The organism is Acidimicrobiales bacterium (genome assembly GCA_041394265.1).
In the GTDB taxonomy this organism is placed as follows: domain Bacteria; phylum Actinomycetota; class Acidimicrobiia; order Acidimicrobiales; family SZUA-35; genus JBBQUN01.
This window is the reverse complement of the sequence record JAWKIO010000005.1, coordinates 2,832,269-2,846,962: the sequence shown is the minus strand read 5'-3', so window position 1 is coordinate 2,846,962 and position 14,694 is coordinate 2,832,269. Positions and strand designations below refer to the sequence as shown.

At 67.0% G+C, this 14,694-nt stretch carries 13 protein-coding genes; 6 read left to right on the top strand and 7 right to left on the bottom strand.

What is annotated here, in order from left to right:
- Nucleotides 1-6: 6 nt before the first annotated feature.
- Entirely contained in the window at nucleotides 7-1,059 is a 1,053-nt protein-coding gene (locus R2733_13890) for a hypothetical protein (GenBank protein ID MEZ5377593.1), read from the top strand.
- Nucleotides 1,060-1,181: 122 nt separating this feature from the next.
- Here the strand turns inward: R2733_13890 and R2733_13885 are convergent, their stop codons facing one another.
- Genes R2733_13885 through R2733_13875 form a run of 3 tightly spaced genes read right to left on the bottom strand, consistent with a single transcriptional unit; the run spans nucleotide 1,182 to nucleotide 4,197 of the window.
- Complete coding sequence (locus R2733_13885; GenBank protein MEZ5377592.1) at nucleotides 1,182-2,741, bottom strand: pilus assembly protein TadG-related protein; 1,560 nt, start codon at nucleotides 2,739-2,741, stop codon at nucleotides 1,182-1,184.
- A complete protein-coding gene (locus tag R2733_13880; GenBank protein ID MEZ5377591.1) occupies nucleotides 2,738-3,274 on the bottom strand; it encodes a pilus assembly protein in 537 nt (178 codons plus the stop codon). The genes R2733_13885 and R2733_13880 overlap by 4 nt, the downstream gene beginning before the upstream one ends.
- 47 nt (nucleotides 3,275-3,321) lie before the next feature.
- Nucleotides 3,322-4,197: a TadE/TadG family type IV pilus assembly protein gene (locus R2733_13875; protein ID MEZ5377590.1), complete on the bottom strand. Its 876-nt coding sequence runs from the start codon at nucleotides 4,195-4,197 to the stop codon at nucleotides 3,322-3,324.
- A 299-nt stretch (nucleotides 4,198-4,496) separates the two neighbouring features.
- Here R2733_13875 and R2733_13870 point away from each other — a divergent pair, with 299 nt between their 5' ends.
- The gene (locus tag R2733_13870) at nucleotides 4,497-5,375 is read left to right on the top strand and encodes a phytanoyl-CoA dioxygenase family protein (GenBank protein MEZ5377589.1); all 879 of its coding nucleotides are present in this window, start codon (nucleotides 4,497-4,499) and stop codon (nucleotides 5,373-5,375) included.
- Nucleotides 5,376-5,445: 70 nt separating this feature from the next.
- A complete protein-coding gene (locus R2733_13865; protein MEZ5377588.1) occupies nucleotides 5,446-5,838 on the top strand; it encodes a hypothetical protein in 393 nt (130 codons plus the stop codon).
- 100 nt (nucleotides 5,839-5,938) lie between these two features.
- On the opposite strand, the gene R2733_13860 is transcribed toward R2733_13865, so the two are convergent.
- Nucleotides 5,939-6,331 (bottom strand): RidA family protein, encoded by a 393-nt coding sequence (locus tag R2733_13860; protein ID MEZ5377587.1) that lies wholly within the window; start codon nucleotides 6,329-6,331, stop codon nucleotides 5,939-5,941.
- Nucleotides 6,332-6,498: 167 nt separating this feature from the next.
- On the opposite strand from R2733_13860, the gene R2733_13855 reads away from it, so the two are divergent.
- Nucleotides 6,499-7,761: an HNH endonuclease signature motif containing protein gene (locus R2733_13855; protein MEZ5377586.1), complete on the top strand. Its 1,263-nt coding sequence runs from the start codon at nucleotides 6,499-6,501 to the stop codon at nucleotides 7,759-7,761.
- A gap of 79 nt (nucleotides 7,762-7,840) precedes the next feature.
- Here the strand turns inward: R2733_13855 and serA are convergent, their stop codons facing one another.
- Nucleotides 7,841-9,409 carry a phosphoglycerate dehydrogenase gene (gene serA / locus R2733_13850; protein ID MEZ5377585.1) on the bottom strand — a complete coding sequence of 523 codons (1,569 nt, stop codon included), beginning with the start codon at nucleotides 9,407-9,409 and terminating at the stop codon, nucleotides 7,841-7,843.
- Between the two features lie 83 nt (nucleotides 9,410-9,492).
- Here serA and R2733_13845 point away from each other — a divergent pair, with 83 nt between their 5' ends.
- Nucleotides 9,493-10,518: an FAD-dependent oxidoreductase gene (locus R2733_13845; GenBank protein MEZ5377584.1), complete on the top strand. Its 1,026-nt coding sequence runs from the start codon at nucleotides 9,493-9,495 to the stop codon at nucleotides 10,516-10,518.
- Here the strand turns inward: R2733_13845 and R2733_13840 are convergent, their stop codons facing one another.
- Entirely contained in the window at nucleotides 10,519-11,151 is a 633-nt protein-coding gene (locus R2733_13840; protein MEZ5377583.1) for a class I SAM-dependent methyltransferase, read from the bottom strand.
- 30 nt (nucleotides 11,152-11,181) lie between these two features.
- On the opposite strand from R2733_13840, the gene R2733_13835 reads away from it, so the two are divergent.
- The gene (locus R2733_13835) at nucleotides 11,182-12,408 is read left to right on the top strand and encodes a DUF4032 domain-containing protein (GenBank protein MEZ5377582.1); all 1,227 of its coding nucleotides are present in this window, start codon (nucleotides 11,182-11,184) and stop codon (nucleotides 12,406-12,408) included.
- Here R2733_13835 and R2733_13830 read toward each other — a convergent pair whose 3' ends face one another.
- The gene (locus R2733_13830; protein ID MEZ5377581.1) at nucleotides 12,409-14,643 is read right to left on the bottom strand and encodes an Hsp70 family protein; all 2,235 of its coding nucleotides are present in this window, start codon (nucleotides 14,641-14,643) and stop codon (nucleotides 12,409-12,411) included.
- Nucleotides 14,644-14,694: the final 51 nt, after the last annotated feature.

Here is a 14,694-nt window from a genome sequence, read left to right as displayed (position 1 = left end):
CTCGGGGTGAACGATCCCCGCACCCCCGCACTCCCCGCTCGACTCGTCGCCATCCTGCTCGGATCAGCCCTGATCGCCGCCGGCTGCGGTGGGAGCGGGAGTGCCGACACCTCGTCCGAGGCCACCACCACGACCGAGGCAACGACCACGACCGCCGCGGAGACCACGACCACCACGGCCGAGGCAACGTCCACGACCGCCGAGGAGACGACCACCACCGCCATGGCCGCAGCGCCGGTGGATGCTCCGACGATCGAGGTGGTCGACCAGGGCGCCGAGCCCCGTGTCGAGCTCCGCTACGAAATCGCCGACGGCGTCTACGCGGCCCGCCTGAGCCAGATCCAGAGCCTGCGCCAGACGATCGACGGCCAGCTCGCCTCCGAGGTCAGCGATCTCGAGAGTCTCTTCGAGGTCGAGCTCACCACCCGGACCGTTCCGGAGGGCTATCAGTTCACCGCCGTGTACACCAACGTCTCCATGGCCGAGGGCACCGACCCAACGATCGCCGAGACGATGATGTCCCAGCTCGAACAGTTGGTCGGCTCGACCTTCCTCAGCACGATCGACCCTCAGGGCTACATCCTCGCCCAGGCGTTCGAGCCGCCGGCCGGAGCGGCCAATGCCGGCGATCTCCAGACGTTCATGGAATCGCTCGCCGCTCAGAACCAGTTCGCCAATCCTTTGCCGAGTGAGCCGATGGGCATCGGCGGCTCGTGGAAGCAGACGCAGTCCCTGACCGTGAACGGCATCGCCATGGTCCAGGAGTCCACCTACACCGTCACGGCCATCGACGGGGCCACGATCACGATGGACGTGACGGGCACCCAGATCGTGCCCGTCGGACCGGTCGACTTCCCCGGCCTGGCTGCCGGCGTCGAGGTGTCGGTGGAAGCGTGGGATGTGGCGACGACGGGCTCCATCGACGCCGATCTCACTCGTCCGTTCCCGTCGAGTTCGGCCACGGTGGAAGGTGTTCAAGTGCTCGTCGGCAGCGGAGACGAGGAGTTCCGGCTCGAGCAGGAACTCACCAACGTCGCCACCATCACCCCGCTGAACTGAAGGTGACCGACGATCGCATCGTCCCTCGGCTTCTCGCCGGCATCGTCGTCGGTTTCGTGGCCGCGTTGCTCTGGCCGCGGGGTTGGAAGGCCTGACCCGTCGGCGTCGGCGTCGATGACGACTCAGCCGGAGAGTCGTACCGGGTCACCGATCATCCGGACCGACCACGTGGTTCGGTCGTGAATGTCGCTGCCGTAGGTGTAGCGGATACTCCACCACCGACCGGCGTAGCGTGTCGCGTAGTCGCCCGGCAGGGACACCGTGGCGATGACGATGCGGTCGTTGTAACGACTCTTGGAGAGGGTGTCGGCGTAGACCTGGTTGCCGTCGCCGCTCACGTCGAGTGAAGTGCCCGAGCCGGAGCAGCCGCCGGTGGCTGCGGTCACACTGCAGTCGGTCTCCCAGTCGAAACTCACCGGGTCGCCGTCGGGGTCGAGGATCTCGATGAGCTGGGCACCTTCACCGACGTCGAACAACGAGATCTCGAGCTTCTTGCCGGCGTGCTCGCCGCCGATCTCTGCGAGATAGAACTCGCTCGAGCCGCCGTTGAGCGACGCGTAGAGCGAGAGGTCTTCGACGGCCGACACCTGCGGGCAGGTCGCGTCGTACTCGAAGGCGGTGGTGAGCGTCGAGCACAGCGAGTAGGCGAAGCCGCTGTAGGCCCGGAGCGCGAACCCGTTGGATCCGGTCGACTGGTTGCCTCCGCCCTGGGTGGTCACCCGCAGGTAGTAGGTGCCCGGCTCCGGGTCGGCAATCGTCCCGATGGTCTGCCACGAATTGGTGTAGGCGGCGTCGCGGTCGCCGACGACGATGTCGGCGATCTTCGTGTGCGAATCGAGGTCGAATGGCGGACCCTCGGCGTCGAAGAACTCGAACCTGGTGTCGAATGCCGAAGGGTTCACGAGCTCGCTGTCGGTCCCGAGACCGGAGTTCGGGTCATACGTGCCGTCGAAGACCTCGAGCTTCACCGGCGACGATGGCTTCTGGTCGATCGTGATCGCGTAGATGTACTCGCCGGTGACGTCGGGGTTGGGAGTACCCCAGCAGTCGTTGGGCGGATAGAAGCCGCCGGGGTACGCCGCCATCCATTCGGCCACACGCAGGTCGCCGTTCTCCCGAACCGAGCACCGGCCCGAGATGGCGAGCCACAGCGACGGGCTCCCGATCGTGTTGACCGGACTGCCGAGCGCCAGGGGACGGTTGTACTCGGCGATGGCCGACCTGGTGATGGCGAACTCGTCGAAGAAGAGCTGGGAGAAACCAAGGTGGCTCTTGGTAGCGATCCGCACCTTGACCCGGTTCTGTCCCAGCATGGTGACATCGACGGTGGAGTCGGTTCCCGGCGTCAGACCGTTGCGGGCCACCGCGTCGTAGGCGACGGCGCGAGCGGCGTCCTCGTCGGGCAGCCAGACGACGGCGGCGAGCGAGCTGGCGTCGGCGATCCGCTGGTTCTGCTGGGCCTGGAGATACCACACGCCCAGGTCGACGCCGATGGCGGCGATGGCGAGCAGCGGCAACAGCAACAGGGCGAGGAGGGCAAGTGCGTAGCCACGCTCGCCGTCTCGTTCCTCGACGCCATCGGCACCATTGCCGGTCTCATCGAGCACGGTCTCATCGAGCACGGTCTCGTCCAGCACGATCCGATCGGACACGACCTCATCGAGCACCATCTGATCGGTCATGGCTCGAACCTCGGCTCGATGCGCATGATGGTCGTGTCCGTAATGGTGCGGTCGGGAAGGAACGGAGCAACGCTGTCGTGACGCACCTCGACCCGCACCCCGATCCAGTCCGTCCCCGCGCCTTGGTCGGTCTCACGATCGAGAGGACACCAGAACCGGTCCGGGTCGAACACGCCACAGTCGATCGTTCCGGTGAACGACGACGTGGTGAGTGCGAGCGAGTTGCCGTCGTAGTGGTTGCACTTGTCGAGGATCGAGCTGGTGTCGCAACCGAGCGGCAGCCCGCCGTCGCTCTCGGGCAGGAAGACGATGATGCGCTCGATATCGGCGGGAGCGATGTCGGACAGGGGCGCAGCCATGGTCATCAGCGCATCGAAGTCGGCGAGCCGAGCGTCACCTTCGGACGACACGACACGAGCGCCGGCCTGCGACGCCGCCGTGATCCGCTGCATGTCGCGAACATGGAAGCCCAACTCGGCGACGCCGAGGACCAGCGTCGCGAGCAGCGGCACCACCATCGCAACCTCAATCATCACCGCGCCTCGTTCGCTGCGGCGGCTGACCCTGGTGAACCGGCGCCTCATAGGTCTCTCGGTTCGATGCGGAGGATGGACGTGGTTGACATCGTGCGCTCGCCACCGAAGAAGCCGGTGACCATGGTGTGCTTGAACTCGAGATGGACGCCGATGTAGTCCGGTGGTCCACCGTTGGCTGCACTCTGCGTGACGACGCGCTCGTACGGACACCAGAAGCGATCGAGGTTGCGGTCCGACCGGCAACCGAAGTCGCTCAGCGGCTCGGCGAACTGTCCGGGCATGTAGCGATTGCACTGTTCGGCGGCGTCCTGCGAGCCCGTCAAACAGACCGGAGGGACCGAGTCGTCGGGCCCGTCGGCCTCGAAGATGACGATCTTGGTGATGTCCTGCTCGGCGATCGGCGATGCGCTGTCCATGATCACTTCGAGTACGTGGAAGTCAGCGTCCTGGTCGTTGCCACTGATCGCCGCCGCTCGCGCTGCGTCGAAGCCGACCGCGTCCAGCGCGACTCGATCGCGAAAGAGCAGGCTGAGCTCGATGATGCCGAAGAGCATCACGAACAACAGCGGCGCCGTGATCGCCGCTTCGACCATGGCCGCTCCGCGCTCGGACCTTTCGCCGCGAACCATCATCATCCCACCGGCGGCACGAAGACCGTGGTGGTCGTGGTCGGGACGGTGGTGGTCGTGGTCGGCGCCGTCGTCGTGGTCGTGGTCGGGGCGGTCGTCGTGGTGGAGGTCGGGCCCGGTGCCGTGGTGGCCGTCGTCGGGGTCCCCACCGTGGTCGTGGTGGACACCGTCGTGGTCGTCGTGGGCGCCGTCGTCGTCGTCGTTGTCGTTGGAGCGGTCGTGGTCGTCGTCGTCATCGGCGGCGCCGTCGAAGGCGGGATGGTGGTGGTCGTCGTGGTGTTCGGCAGCCACACCTGTTCACGCCCGACGTCGTACGCCGCTTCTTCCTGATACTCGGCCGCGCTGTCGCCCATCAGGCCGATGATCTGGATGGCGCCGACCACGAAAACGGCAAGCAGCAGCACGTACTCGACGAGTACCGCGCCATGCTCGCTTCGGGTGCAAACGCACGTCGACCACTTCACGATTGGGGTATCGACGCCCAATTCGGCCACTTGAGCAGCGGAATGAATTTACCTAGGCCCTTCGTACCATTTTTGTAGCTCTCGGGACCTCGGCGAAGCGCCAGAACGGCGTGTCAGAGTGTGTCGGTGACCCATGAAATGGATACGCCGGTCCGCCAGTGGCGCGAGGAAGGCTTCGCCGTCGTCCCAGGGCTCGTACCAGATGACGACATCGCCCCTGCGGTCGCGGAGCTTGCGGCGCTGTACGAAGCAGCGACCACCGAGGACTACAACAAGGCCCGTCACTTCGGCGACGGCGACCCGAACGGGAAACACTTCCGTGCGAGCCAGTTCGATGGCATGCGAGGGTTTCCCCTGGCGGGATGCCAGGCGCTCAATGACCTCTTCGTACATCCTCGGATCGTCGACTTTGCTCGGCACGTGCTGGGCGATGACGACGTGCGCATCTACCAGGCAGCGGCCTGGGCGAAGTGGGCCGGGGCCACCAACTACGAGCAGCCACTGCACCGAGACACCAATCACTCACTCCTGCCACCGCGGATGGAACCCGGCTTCTGGCATCTGGAAACGTTCCTCTACCTGACCGATGTCGACGACGACGGTGCGCCACCACGGCTGGTGCCTCGCAGTAGGTCGCACGTCGACGTCGAGCACCAGTACGAACACGAGGTCGCCGCCACCGGGGCGAGAGGCACGCTGCTGGCCTATCGCTCCGACGTCTGGCACCGTGGCACCGACTTCCAGCGGCCCGATGCGCATCGATTCGTGCTCGTCATCGGATTCCGACCTGCGGCCGCAGAGTGGTTCAGCTACGACGCGTTCGGCCGTCTCGGCAACAATCGAGTCTTCGCCGACTTCGTACGAGGCAAGTCGCCAGACGATCTGGCGCTGTTCGGCGTGCCGCGGCCAGGCCATTCGTACTGGACGGAGGCCACGGTCGACGCCATGGGCCACAAATACCCAGGCCTCGACATGGCACCATGGAGTGACGCCCTCCCGGCCTGAGGCGATGTCGCGCCGTGGGGTGTTGTCGCCGCCCGAGGCGTTGTCACAGGCGGCTGCGACACTGGTGTGCATGGCTTTTGGACAGCCCTCCGGCCCACCGGCCACTCGAAGCCAACTGCACCAACTGCTCGAGCTCCTCGAAGCCGCCGGGCACACCGATTTCCGTGACGCACGGGGCCCCATGGGGTTCACCCAACGGCAGGCCGGCGGCAAGTTCACCCGCGACGAGGCCGAGGCGTTCATCGAGCAGTTGCAGGCCGAGGCCGAGCTCCACGATGGTGACCCGCCAGCCGCCGAGCAGGTCAAGGCGTCGACACCGACGCCGAAACGTCCGGCGCCGCCGACAGCGGCGACAACCGGCCGGGCCGAGCTGACTCCGGCCGAGAAGCAACTCCGCCGCATCCCCACCGCCGAGCTGGCCGCCGAACTCCAACGCCGCGGCTGGATCGTCGTCGAGCCCTGATTCGACCACCTTGCGATGGTCGTCGGCCCATCATCGGCGCCGGCGAGTCCCCCAAAAGCCCATCACGTCGGTGAACGAAGCCCGGTCGAGCACGTGCCAATCAGTCGCTCACAGAACGCAAAATCGTCGCGTCGATCTCGACGAGTTGTCCCTGGTAGCCGAGGAGATGCGCGCCGAGCAGCGTTGCGGGAGGCACCTCACCGCCGAACCATTCGACCACTGCCTCCCATGCCCGCAACAGGTGCTCATGACGACCAACGACATGGATCGTGATGTGACGAACGTGCTCGATTCCGAACCCGTGGACGCCGAGCAAGGTCCGCATGTTGTCCAGACACGCGGTCGCTTGTTGACGTGGCTCGTCGACACCCACGAGGTCGCCGCTCCCATCCAGCGGCACCTGACCGGCGATGAAGAGCTGGTCACCAACCACCTGTGCGTACTGATAGCCGGGAGTCCTCGAGAGGCCTGCGTTGCGCTCCTCGTCATTCATCGCCGCACTCGTTCCTGACACGTACCGATGGAGCCCGAGTCTGCCGGTCGCAGGTCGCTCCCGCACCTTCGCTCCTTTCCCACTATCTGACATGTATCACATTTTGAATATGTCTATTTCTGTTTTCAAACGTTCTCTACGCAACATATGTTCGATACCATTACTCCATGGTTGGCGGCAATCGACATCACGAGCGGGAGTTGTTCGTCGACTACTTCGAGCCGGTGTCGATGGATCCGGCCGAGATCGCCGACCCCGAACTGCGTGCGGCCGTCCTCGCACACGCTGCCTCCGCCCAGATCGCCCACGCTGACTACCTGGCGGTGCTGAACCGTGCCCACCAGCGCGACCGGGCGAAGCGAGCGGTCCACCGTGACACCGCCAACTGGCTGGCCGACGAAATTCGCACCCACCGGAACACCGCCGGTCGAGACGTCAACCTGGCTCGCCTCATCCATCACCATCATCCGCGCATCGGCGAGTCCTACCGGAACGGGCGCATCAACGCCGATCACCTTCGACTCTTCACTCGCATCTGGAACCAGCGGGCGCTCCGTCCCTACCTCGAACGTGACCTCGACATCTTGCTCGGCTGGGCCACCAGCCCCTGGGTCGAGTGCATCCATCTGTTCCGAGCGTGGGAGGTGCTGGTCGACCCCGTCGATCCGAATGATCTCGCCGCCCAGGCCCACGACAAGCGACGCTTCAACTACACCCGCAACGGGCACCAACTCATCTGTGAGCTCGACACCACCACGGCGCACTTCGCCACCATCGAAGCCGGGCTCCGTGCCAAGGTCGCCGAACTCTTCGAAGCCGACTGGGCCGAAGCCCAAGCACGGGTCGGCAGCGACGCCAGCCTCGACGACCTCCTGCGTACCGACACCGAACGGTGGCACGACGCCCTGATGTCGCTGCTGCACTCGGGCATCGCCACCGATCCTGGCACCGCACACGTCACGGCCAACATCGTGATGGATAGCGACACCGCCATCGCCGAGGCCGAGCGCCGCGACGCCCAGGCGGTTGGGCTGCCAGCTCCCGTCCGAGCGACCAACGACGCCACCGAGCGGGCCCGCACCTACCGATGCGAAACCCTCTCGGGCATGCCGCTCGCACCGGCCGACGCACTCGACTTCGCTCTTGCCGGCTATGTCCGCAAGTTCGTCTTCGAAACCGAGACCTCAGACTTCACTGCCAGCGAGCGAGCCCGCCTGTTCAAGGGGGCCAAGCGGGTGGGCATCATGATCCGGGATCGCCACTGCCAGGGCGCCGGCTGTTCCACCCACGCCTCCTACTGCGAGGCCGATCACACGATTCGCCACATCGACGGCGGACCCACCGTCCCGACGAATGGTCGAGCCAGATGCGGCCCATGTCACAGACACAAAACTCGGCTCGAATCGCTCGGCATCTGGCCCGGCGGCTGAGCCCCACCTGATCCCAGCCACCCGAACCACCGGCCTCCGCCGGTGCTTCGACGCGCCCCTCCCTCAGTGCGGCGGCCGTTCAGCAGCACTCGATGGCGTCGACGCTGAGGATGCCCTCGGCTGACGCCAACTTGGCGATGAGGTCGGTGGGTACCTGGGAGCGAGTGGTGATGACCATCGTGGCGGAGTTGCCACCGGGGTCACGGCCCACGGCCATGTCGGACACGTTCAGTTGGGCCTCACCAAGCATCGTGCCGACGACGCCGATCACGCCCGGCCGATCATCGTTGCGGACGACCAGCATGTGCTCGCTCGGCGGGATGTCGACGTCGTGCCCGTCGATCTCGATGATCCGGGCCTCGTCACGCAGGCCGACGAGGGTGGCCGACATGGAGTGGTCACCACCTTCGATGGTCAGCTTGTTCACGAAGTCGCGAGACGTCGAGTCGGCAACTGGGGTGACGGTGACGCCGCGCTCGGCCAGGAGCGGGTTGGCATTGACGAACGACACCGGCTCGGTGGCGCCGACCGACAGCAGGCCCTTGATCGCCGAAAGGGTGGCCAGACGATTGTCATAGCCGCCGATCTCGCCCTCGAAACGCACCGAGACGGTGCTCGGCAGGTCGCCGACGAACGACGCGAACATCCGACCGAGCTGCTCGGCGAGAGGGAGGTACGGCTTCATGGTGCCCGCCACCTCGGCGGCGTCGATGTTGACGGCGAACGGCACGAAGTCGCCGGCCAGCGCCAGGTTGACCTGCTCGGCGATGGTGACGCCGGCCTTGTCCTGGGCCTCGTGGGTGGACGCTCCGAGGTGGGGCGTGACCACGATGTTGGGCAACGAGAACAGCGGCGATTCGGTCTTCGGTTCGGTATCGAACACGTCGAGGCCGGCGGCAGCGGCCTTGCCGGACACCAGGGCGTCGTGCAGGGCGGCCTCGTCGACCACGCCGCCACGAGCCACGTTGATGATGCGGATGCCGTCCTTCGCCTTGGCGAAGAAATCGGCGCCGATCAGCCCGACGGTCTCGGGCGTCTTGATGACGTGCAGGGTGACGATGTCAGCCCGAGCCGCAAGCTCGTCGAGACCGACCAGCTCGACCGACAGCTGACGAGCCCGGTCTTCGGAGATGTAGGGGTCGTACGCGATGAGCTTCATGCCGAACGCCAGCGCTCGCTGGGCGACGAGCTTGCCGACGCGTCCCAGTCCGACGATGCCGAGCGTCTTGTCGTAGAGCTCGATACCGGTCCACTTCGACCGCTCCCAACGACCAGCCTTGAGGGCGGCGTCAGCCTGCGGGATGTTGCGGGCCTGGGCCAGGATCAGCGCCATCGTCTGCTCGGCCGTGGTGACGATGTTCGACTGCGGCGCGTTGCAGACCATGACGCCACGCTTGGTGGCCGCTTCGACGTCGACATTGTCGAGACCGATCCCGGCCCGACCGACGACGGTGAGATCGGTGCCCGCCGCCAACACCTCTTCGGTCACGGTGGTGGCCGAGCGGATGATCAGCGCTGCGGCACCGGGCATCGCCGCCACGAGTTCCTCGGGCGACAGCCCGAGCTGGATGTCGACCTCGTGTCCGGCCGCTCGAAGCTTGTCGAGACCGGTCGGAGCGAGTTCCTCAGTGACGAGAATGCGTGCCATGGGCACAGGATTGCCCGCTGGCGAGCGAAGCCCAACCAGTGCGATGACTTTCAACAACATTTGTTGCTGCTTACAGTTGGGCGGTGACCAACGACGCATCGAATGACGCCGCCCCGACCCTGATCATCGGCGCCGGGCTCGCCGGGCTCGTGGCAGCGCGCCGGCTCAGCGAGAGCGGTCGACGGGTGATCGTCGTCGACAAGGGCAGGAGCGTCGGCGGACGCCTGGCGACCCGCCGTCTCGGCAGCGGTGTGCTTGATCACGGGGCCCAGTTCTTCACCACCCGATCGCCCGAGTTCACTGCTGCCGTCGCCGAGTGGACCGAGGCGGGGGTCACGAGCGAGTGGTGTCGCGGCTTCGGGGTCGAGGACGGCTACCCCCGCTACCGCACCAACGGTGGCATGAACCAGCTGGCCAAACACCTCGCTGCTTCACTTGATTCGGAACTCGTCACGATCGTCACCCGGGTCCGGGCCCAGGCCCTGCTCCAGATGGACGACGCCTGGGGCGTGTCGTACGAATCCGGGGCGCGCGACGTCGACGAAGTCGGCTCGGTCATCGCCACGCCGCCGGTGCCGCAGACGATCGACCTGCTCACCGACGGCGCCGCCCGGCTCGACAACGGCGTCACGCTCGACGATTTGCGTGCCATCACCTACCACCAGGTCATCGCGCTGCTCACGAAGGTCGTCGGCCGTCCCGACTTCGGCCCCTCCGGAGCGCTCCAGCAACCCGACGATCCGACCTTCAGCTTCATCGCCGACAACCAGGCGAAGGGCATCAGTCCCGAACGCACGGTCACGTTCCACACCGCCCACGCGCTGAGCGCCGAGTTGTTCGATCGTCGGGATGCGGCGATCGCCGACATCTTGGTGCCGCAAGCCCGAGCGGTGCTCGCCGACGCCGACCCGGAAGCACGGATCGTCGAGTACCAGGTCAAGAAGTGGCGCTACGCCGGCCCGGTCGTACCGCGGAGCGAGCGCAGCCTCACCATCGCGCGCACGCCCGGACCCCTGGTGCTGGCCGGCGACGCGTTCGGCGGGTCGAAGGTCGAGGGAGCGTTCCTCTCGGGCCTGTCGGCTGCCGAGACCATCCTCGCCGCCGGTTGATCACGATCGAGTGAGGACCGCCCAGAAGCCGGTGCCCGCCTCTGCCGTCACTCCGCACCACTCACCGGGGAGGGCACGGCACACATCGTCGGGTGGCAGGTGGATCGGCGTCTGATCGCCGAGCGTGTTGACCCACAGCACTGAACCCGACGGTCGAAGCACACGGTCGACCTCGTGCGGGAACAGCAGCATGTTCACCATCACCACCACGTCGAACGTCGCGTCGGCGAACGGCAGGACGTTGGCGTCGCCGTGGACCCGGGGCGCGAGATGTGCCGGGGCTTCGGCCAGCATGGCGGCCGCCAGGTCGAAGGCCGTGAGTTGCGCCACGTGCGGCGCCAGCACCCTGGTGCCGGCACCCGTCCCGCTGCCGAGTTCGATCCACCGCCCGCTCCGGTCGAGGCGGCCGCGCTCGAGGCCGTCGCCGATGACGCTCGCCGTCGACGGCTCGACCGAGTCCGACGCCCAATCCGCCGCCATGCCGTCGAAGAGGGCCCCGACCTTGCGGGCGCGCTCGGCGTCCCAACCGCCGTCGAACGCCACCCGCCGGGTCACCTTGCGCATCGGATGGTCGGGACCGGCCATCGATGGCGGGGCGACGGCGGACTCGTGGGGCGTGAGACGTTCGATCACGACCACGTGTCTAGTCGCTAGCGTTCGAGCATGGTCGCCCTCACGCTGAAGACGTCGACGTCGCCGCAGCCCAACTTCTTGGATCTGCCGTGGTCGACCCCGCTCGAGGACTGGCCCGACGAGCTCGCCGTCCGTCTGGCCAAGGGTCGACACCGTCACGTCGTTCGCTTCATCAGCCACGGCGACACCTACTACGCCTGCAAGGAGCTGCCGCCGAGGCTGACCGAACGGGAGTACTCGATGCTCGACTGGCTCGCCGAGGAAGGCCTGCCAGTGGTCGACCTCGTCGGCATCGCCATGGACCGCACCGACGAGGCCGGTCAGCCGCTCGAGTCGGTGCTCATCACCAAGCACCTGCGCTATTCGCTCCCCTACCTGCACCTGTTCGCCTCGCCCGGAAACGACGGCCTCCACGAGAAGCTGATCGACGCCCTCGCCATCTTGCTCACCCGGATCCACCTCGTCGGGTTCTTCTGGGGCGACTGCTCGCTCGGCAACGCCCTGTTCCGCCGCGATGCCGGCGCACTCGTGGCCTACCTCGTCGACACCGAAACCGGGGAACGCCACGACACCCTCACCGACGGCCAGCGCCAGCTCGACATCGACATCGCCTGCGAGAACATCGCCGGCGGCCTGTACGAACTCGAAGCGCTCGGGAAACTACGCGGCGTCGACCCGATCCACGTGGTCGAACAGTTGCAGGTCCGCTACGACGAGCTGTGGAGCGAACTCACCCAGGTCGACCAGCTCGATTCGAGCGAACTCTGGCGAATCGGCCAGCGGCTCGAACGATTGAACGACCTCGGCTTCGACACGGTCGAACTCCAGCTGACCAACGACGACAGCGGCAACCGCATCACCTTCCGGCCGAAGGTGGTCGAGGAAGGCCACCACCGCCGGGAACTGCAGCGACTGACCGGCATCGAAGCCGAGGAGAACCAGGCCCGGCGGCTCCTCAGCGCCGTGCATGGCTACGGCGCGTTCCTGGAGCAGGCGGAGAACCGGGCCTTGCCCGACGCCATCAGGGTCTACCGATGGCTCACCGAGCGCTACGAACCCACACTCCAGGCCGTGCCGCAGGAGCTGCGGGGGCGCCTCACCGACGCCGAGCTGTACCACCAGATCCTCGACCACCTCTGGTACATGTCCGAGCGCGAGGGCCAAGACATCGGTCTGGAACAGGCGGCCGCCGACTTCGTGGCGACGATCCTGCCGCAACTCCCCGACGAGGTGGTCGTGCTCGACGAGCTCGACTGATCAGCTCTCGTCGGTGACGGGCCAGCAGTTCCCCGACGTCAACGACTCGATGGCGTGCTGGGGCGTGGCGATGCGGATGCAGATCTTGCCGACCTTGCCGAAGAGACTCGACACATAGCCGGCCGGGTCACCGTGGACCTCCCACCCCGGGTTGCCGGCAATGCTGCCCTGGGACTCGGCGCCTTCGGCGATGACACCGGAGTTCGCCACCGGCGTCTCGCTCGGGAAGACGTGGTAGTGGTAGCTGCCGTTGACGTTGAACGGCTCGTTGTTGTTCTCGGTGTCGTAGAGCACCTCGAGTTCCGAGCCGTTCCAGATGGCCGAGGTGATGCAGGCGTAGCGATCGTTGGCCCTCACCGTCGGGCCACACCACTCGTCGTCTTCGAGCACCGTGAGGGCGTCGTCGCTGCCGAAGGCCTTCACGTCGGCGTCCTTCTTCATCGCCGCCCGGACCTCGGTATTGGTGGATCGGTCGATCTCGCCGCTGAGTGTGGCGATGCCGTCGACCACCTCGACCGAGACGAAGTCGGCAACACCGGCAGCGGCGATCACGGCCTCGGCCGCGGCCTGGGTCTCGGCATCGGCGTTGGTCTCGGGCGCGGCGGTGGTGGTGGTCTCCTCCGCATCAGGGGCCGAGGTGGTGGTCGCCTCGTCGCCAGGTGCCGAGGTGGTGGTTTCGGCGCCGGCCGCGGTGTCGCCGTCGTCGCCACCCCCCTTGAGGACGAAGTAGCCGCCGATGGCAGCGATCAGCACGACGGCAGCAAGGCCCAGCAGCATCGGTGTGCGATTGCCGACGGGAGCGGTGACCCCCTCGCTGGGCTCTCGCTGTACCTGGGGTTCGGGCCTGGGTTCGGGCCGAGGCACCGGTTGGGAGTCAGCGGCGCTGGGCACACCCATCGGCTTGCGAGGGGGCTCGGTGGCCGGCGGAGCAGGAGCCTCGGCCACCGGCTCTGGCGTTGTCGGCTCGGGGATCGACTGCGAGACCGGCGGAGCGACCGGCTGTGGCGTGGGCTCGGGCTGGGGTTCAGCCTTCGGCGCAGGACGAGGGGTCGGAATCGACAGCGGTGGTGCCGCTTCGAGAGGGGGCACGGGGGCCGGTGGCGTGGCGGGGCGAGAGTTGTCGGCGACCGGGGCGGCAGCGCGACCGGTGGGGCCCTGGGCGTCGCCACCGGCGGCGGCTGCGGCATAGGCCGCGCCGAGCGCGATGGCGTGCTTCGGGTGGGCATCGACGGCAACCGGGCGGCCGAGGTCGGAGGCAACCATCTGGGCGACGAGCGGGATTCGGCTCGATCCGCCGACGAGGAGCACCTTGGCGACCTGGTCCATCTCGATACCGGCCGAGGCGACGGCTCGTCGCATCGCTTCGATGCTGTCGGCCAACGATGGCCGGACCACCGACTCGAACTCCCGCCGAGTGAGACGGACCTCGGTCTGCAGGTTTGGCAACAACACCGGGATGGTGGCGTCGGTGTCGGACGACAGCGCTTCCTTCGCGTCGACGCAGTCATTCCGCAGACGAGATACCGCCGCCATGGCGTTCGGGTCGTCGGGATCGAGCTCGCTCAATGCGTTGTCGAGGGAGCGGGCGACGTGGGCGAAGACCGCCGCGTCGAAGTCGATGCCGCCCAGGCGCTCGATGCCCTCGGGCTTGCCGATGATGTCGAACCCCTCGTGGGTGCGTTGGAGCACGCAGGCGTCGAACGTGCCACCGCCGAGGTCGTACACCGCGACGATCTGCCCTTCCTCGACCCGTTCCTGGTTGGCGTAGGAGATGGCGGCCGCCTCGGGCTCGGTGAGCGTGACCACCGAGTCCTGGTCGAGGCCGGCCAGCCGCAGGGCCTGGCGGAACAGATCGAGCTTGTACGGGCCCCAGTTCGCCGGATGCGACACCGCGATCCGGCTGGGCGCGCCGCCCTCTCGAGTGGTGACCTCATCGAGGACCGCTCGCAGGAGCCGGGCCATCAGCGCCTCGGCTGAGTACGGACTGCCCCCGACGATGATCGGGGTGGTGTCGCCGAGCCGACGCTTGAACTCACGAGCGACTCGCTCGGGCTCGGTGATGGCGCGGCGAACGGCGGCTTCGCCGGTGAGGATGGTCTCGTCTTCCCGTAGCAGGACGACCGACGGGATCGCCGCCGCTCGCCCTCCGAGCGAGAAGATGGACGCCTTCTCGTCGCGGTGCACCGCTGCTGCGGTGTACGTGGTGCCGAGATCGATTCCTACCTGGTAACTCACGTCTGTTTCCCTCCGGCGGCCAGCTTAGTTGGCCAATCCCCCACCGACCCA

Coding starts and splice junctions, on each gene's coding strand:
- R2733_13865 (MEZ5377588.1), top strand. CDS start 5,446: ATGGCTTTTGGACAGCCCTCCGGCCCACCGGCCACTCGAAGCCAACTG.
- serA (MEZ5377585.1), bottom strand. CDS start 9,409: ATGGCACGCATTCTCGTCACTGAGGAACTCGCTCCGACCGGTCTCGAC.
- R2733_13880 (MEZ5377591.1), bottom strand. CDS start 3,274: ATGATTGAGGTTGCGATGGTGGTGCCGCTGCTCGCGACGCTGGTCCTC.
- R2733_13855 (MEZ5377586.1), top strand. CDS start 6,499: ATGGTTGGCGGCAATCGACATCACGAGCGGGAGTTGTTCGTCGACTAC.
- R2733_13885 (MEZ5377592.1), bottom strand. CDS start 2,741: ATGACCGATCAGATGGTGCTCGATGAGGTCGTGTCCGATCGGATCGTG.
- R2733_13835 (MEZ5377582.1), top strand. CDS start 11,182: ATGGTCGCCCTCACGCTGAAGACGTCGACGTCGCCGCAGCCCAACTTC.
- R2733_13860 (MEZ5377587.1), bottom strand. CDS start 6,331: ATGAATGACGAGGAGCGCAACGCAGGCCTCTCGAGGACTCCCGGCTAT.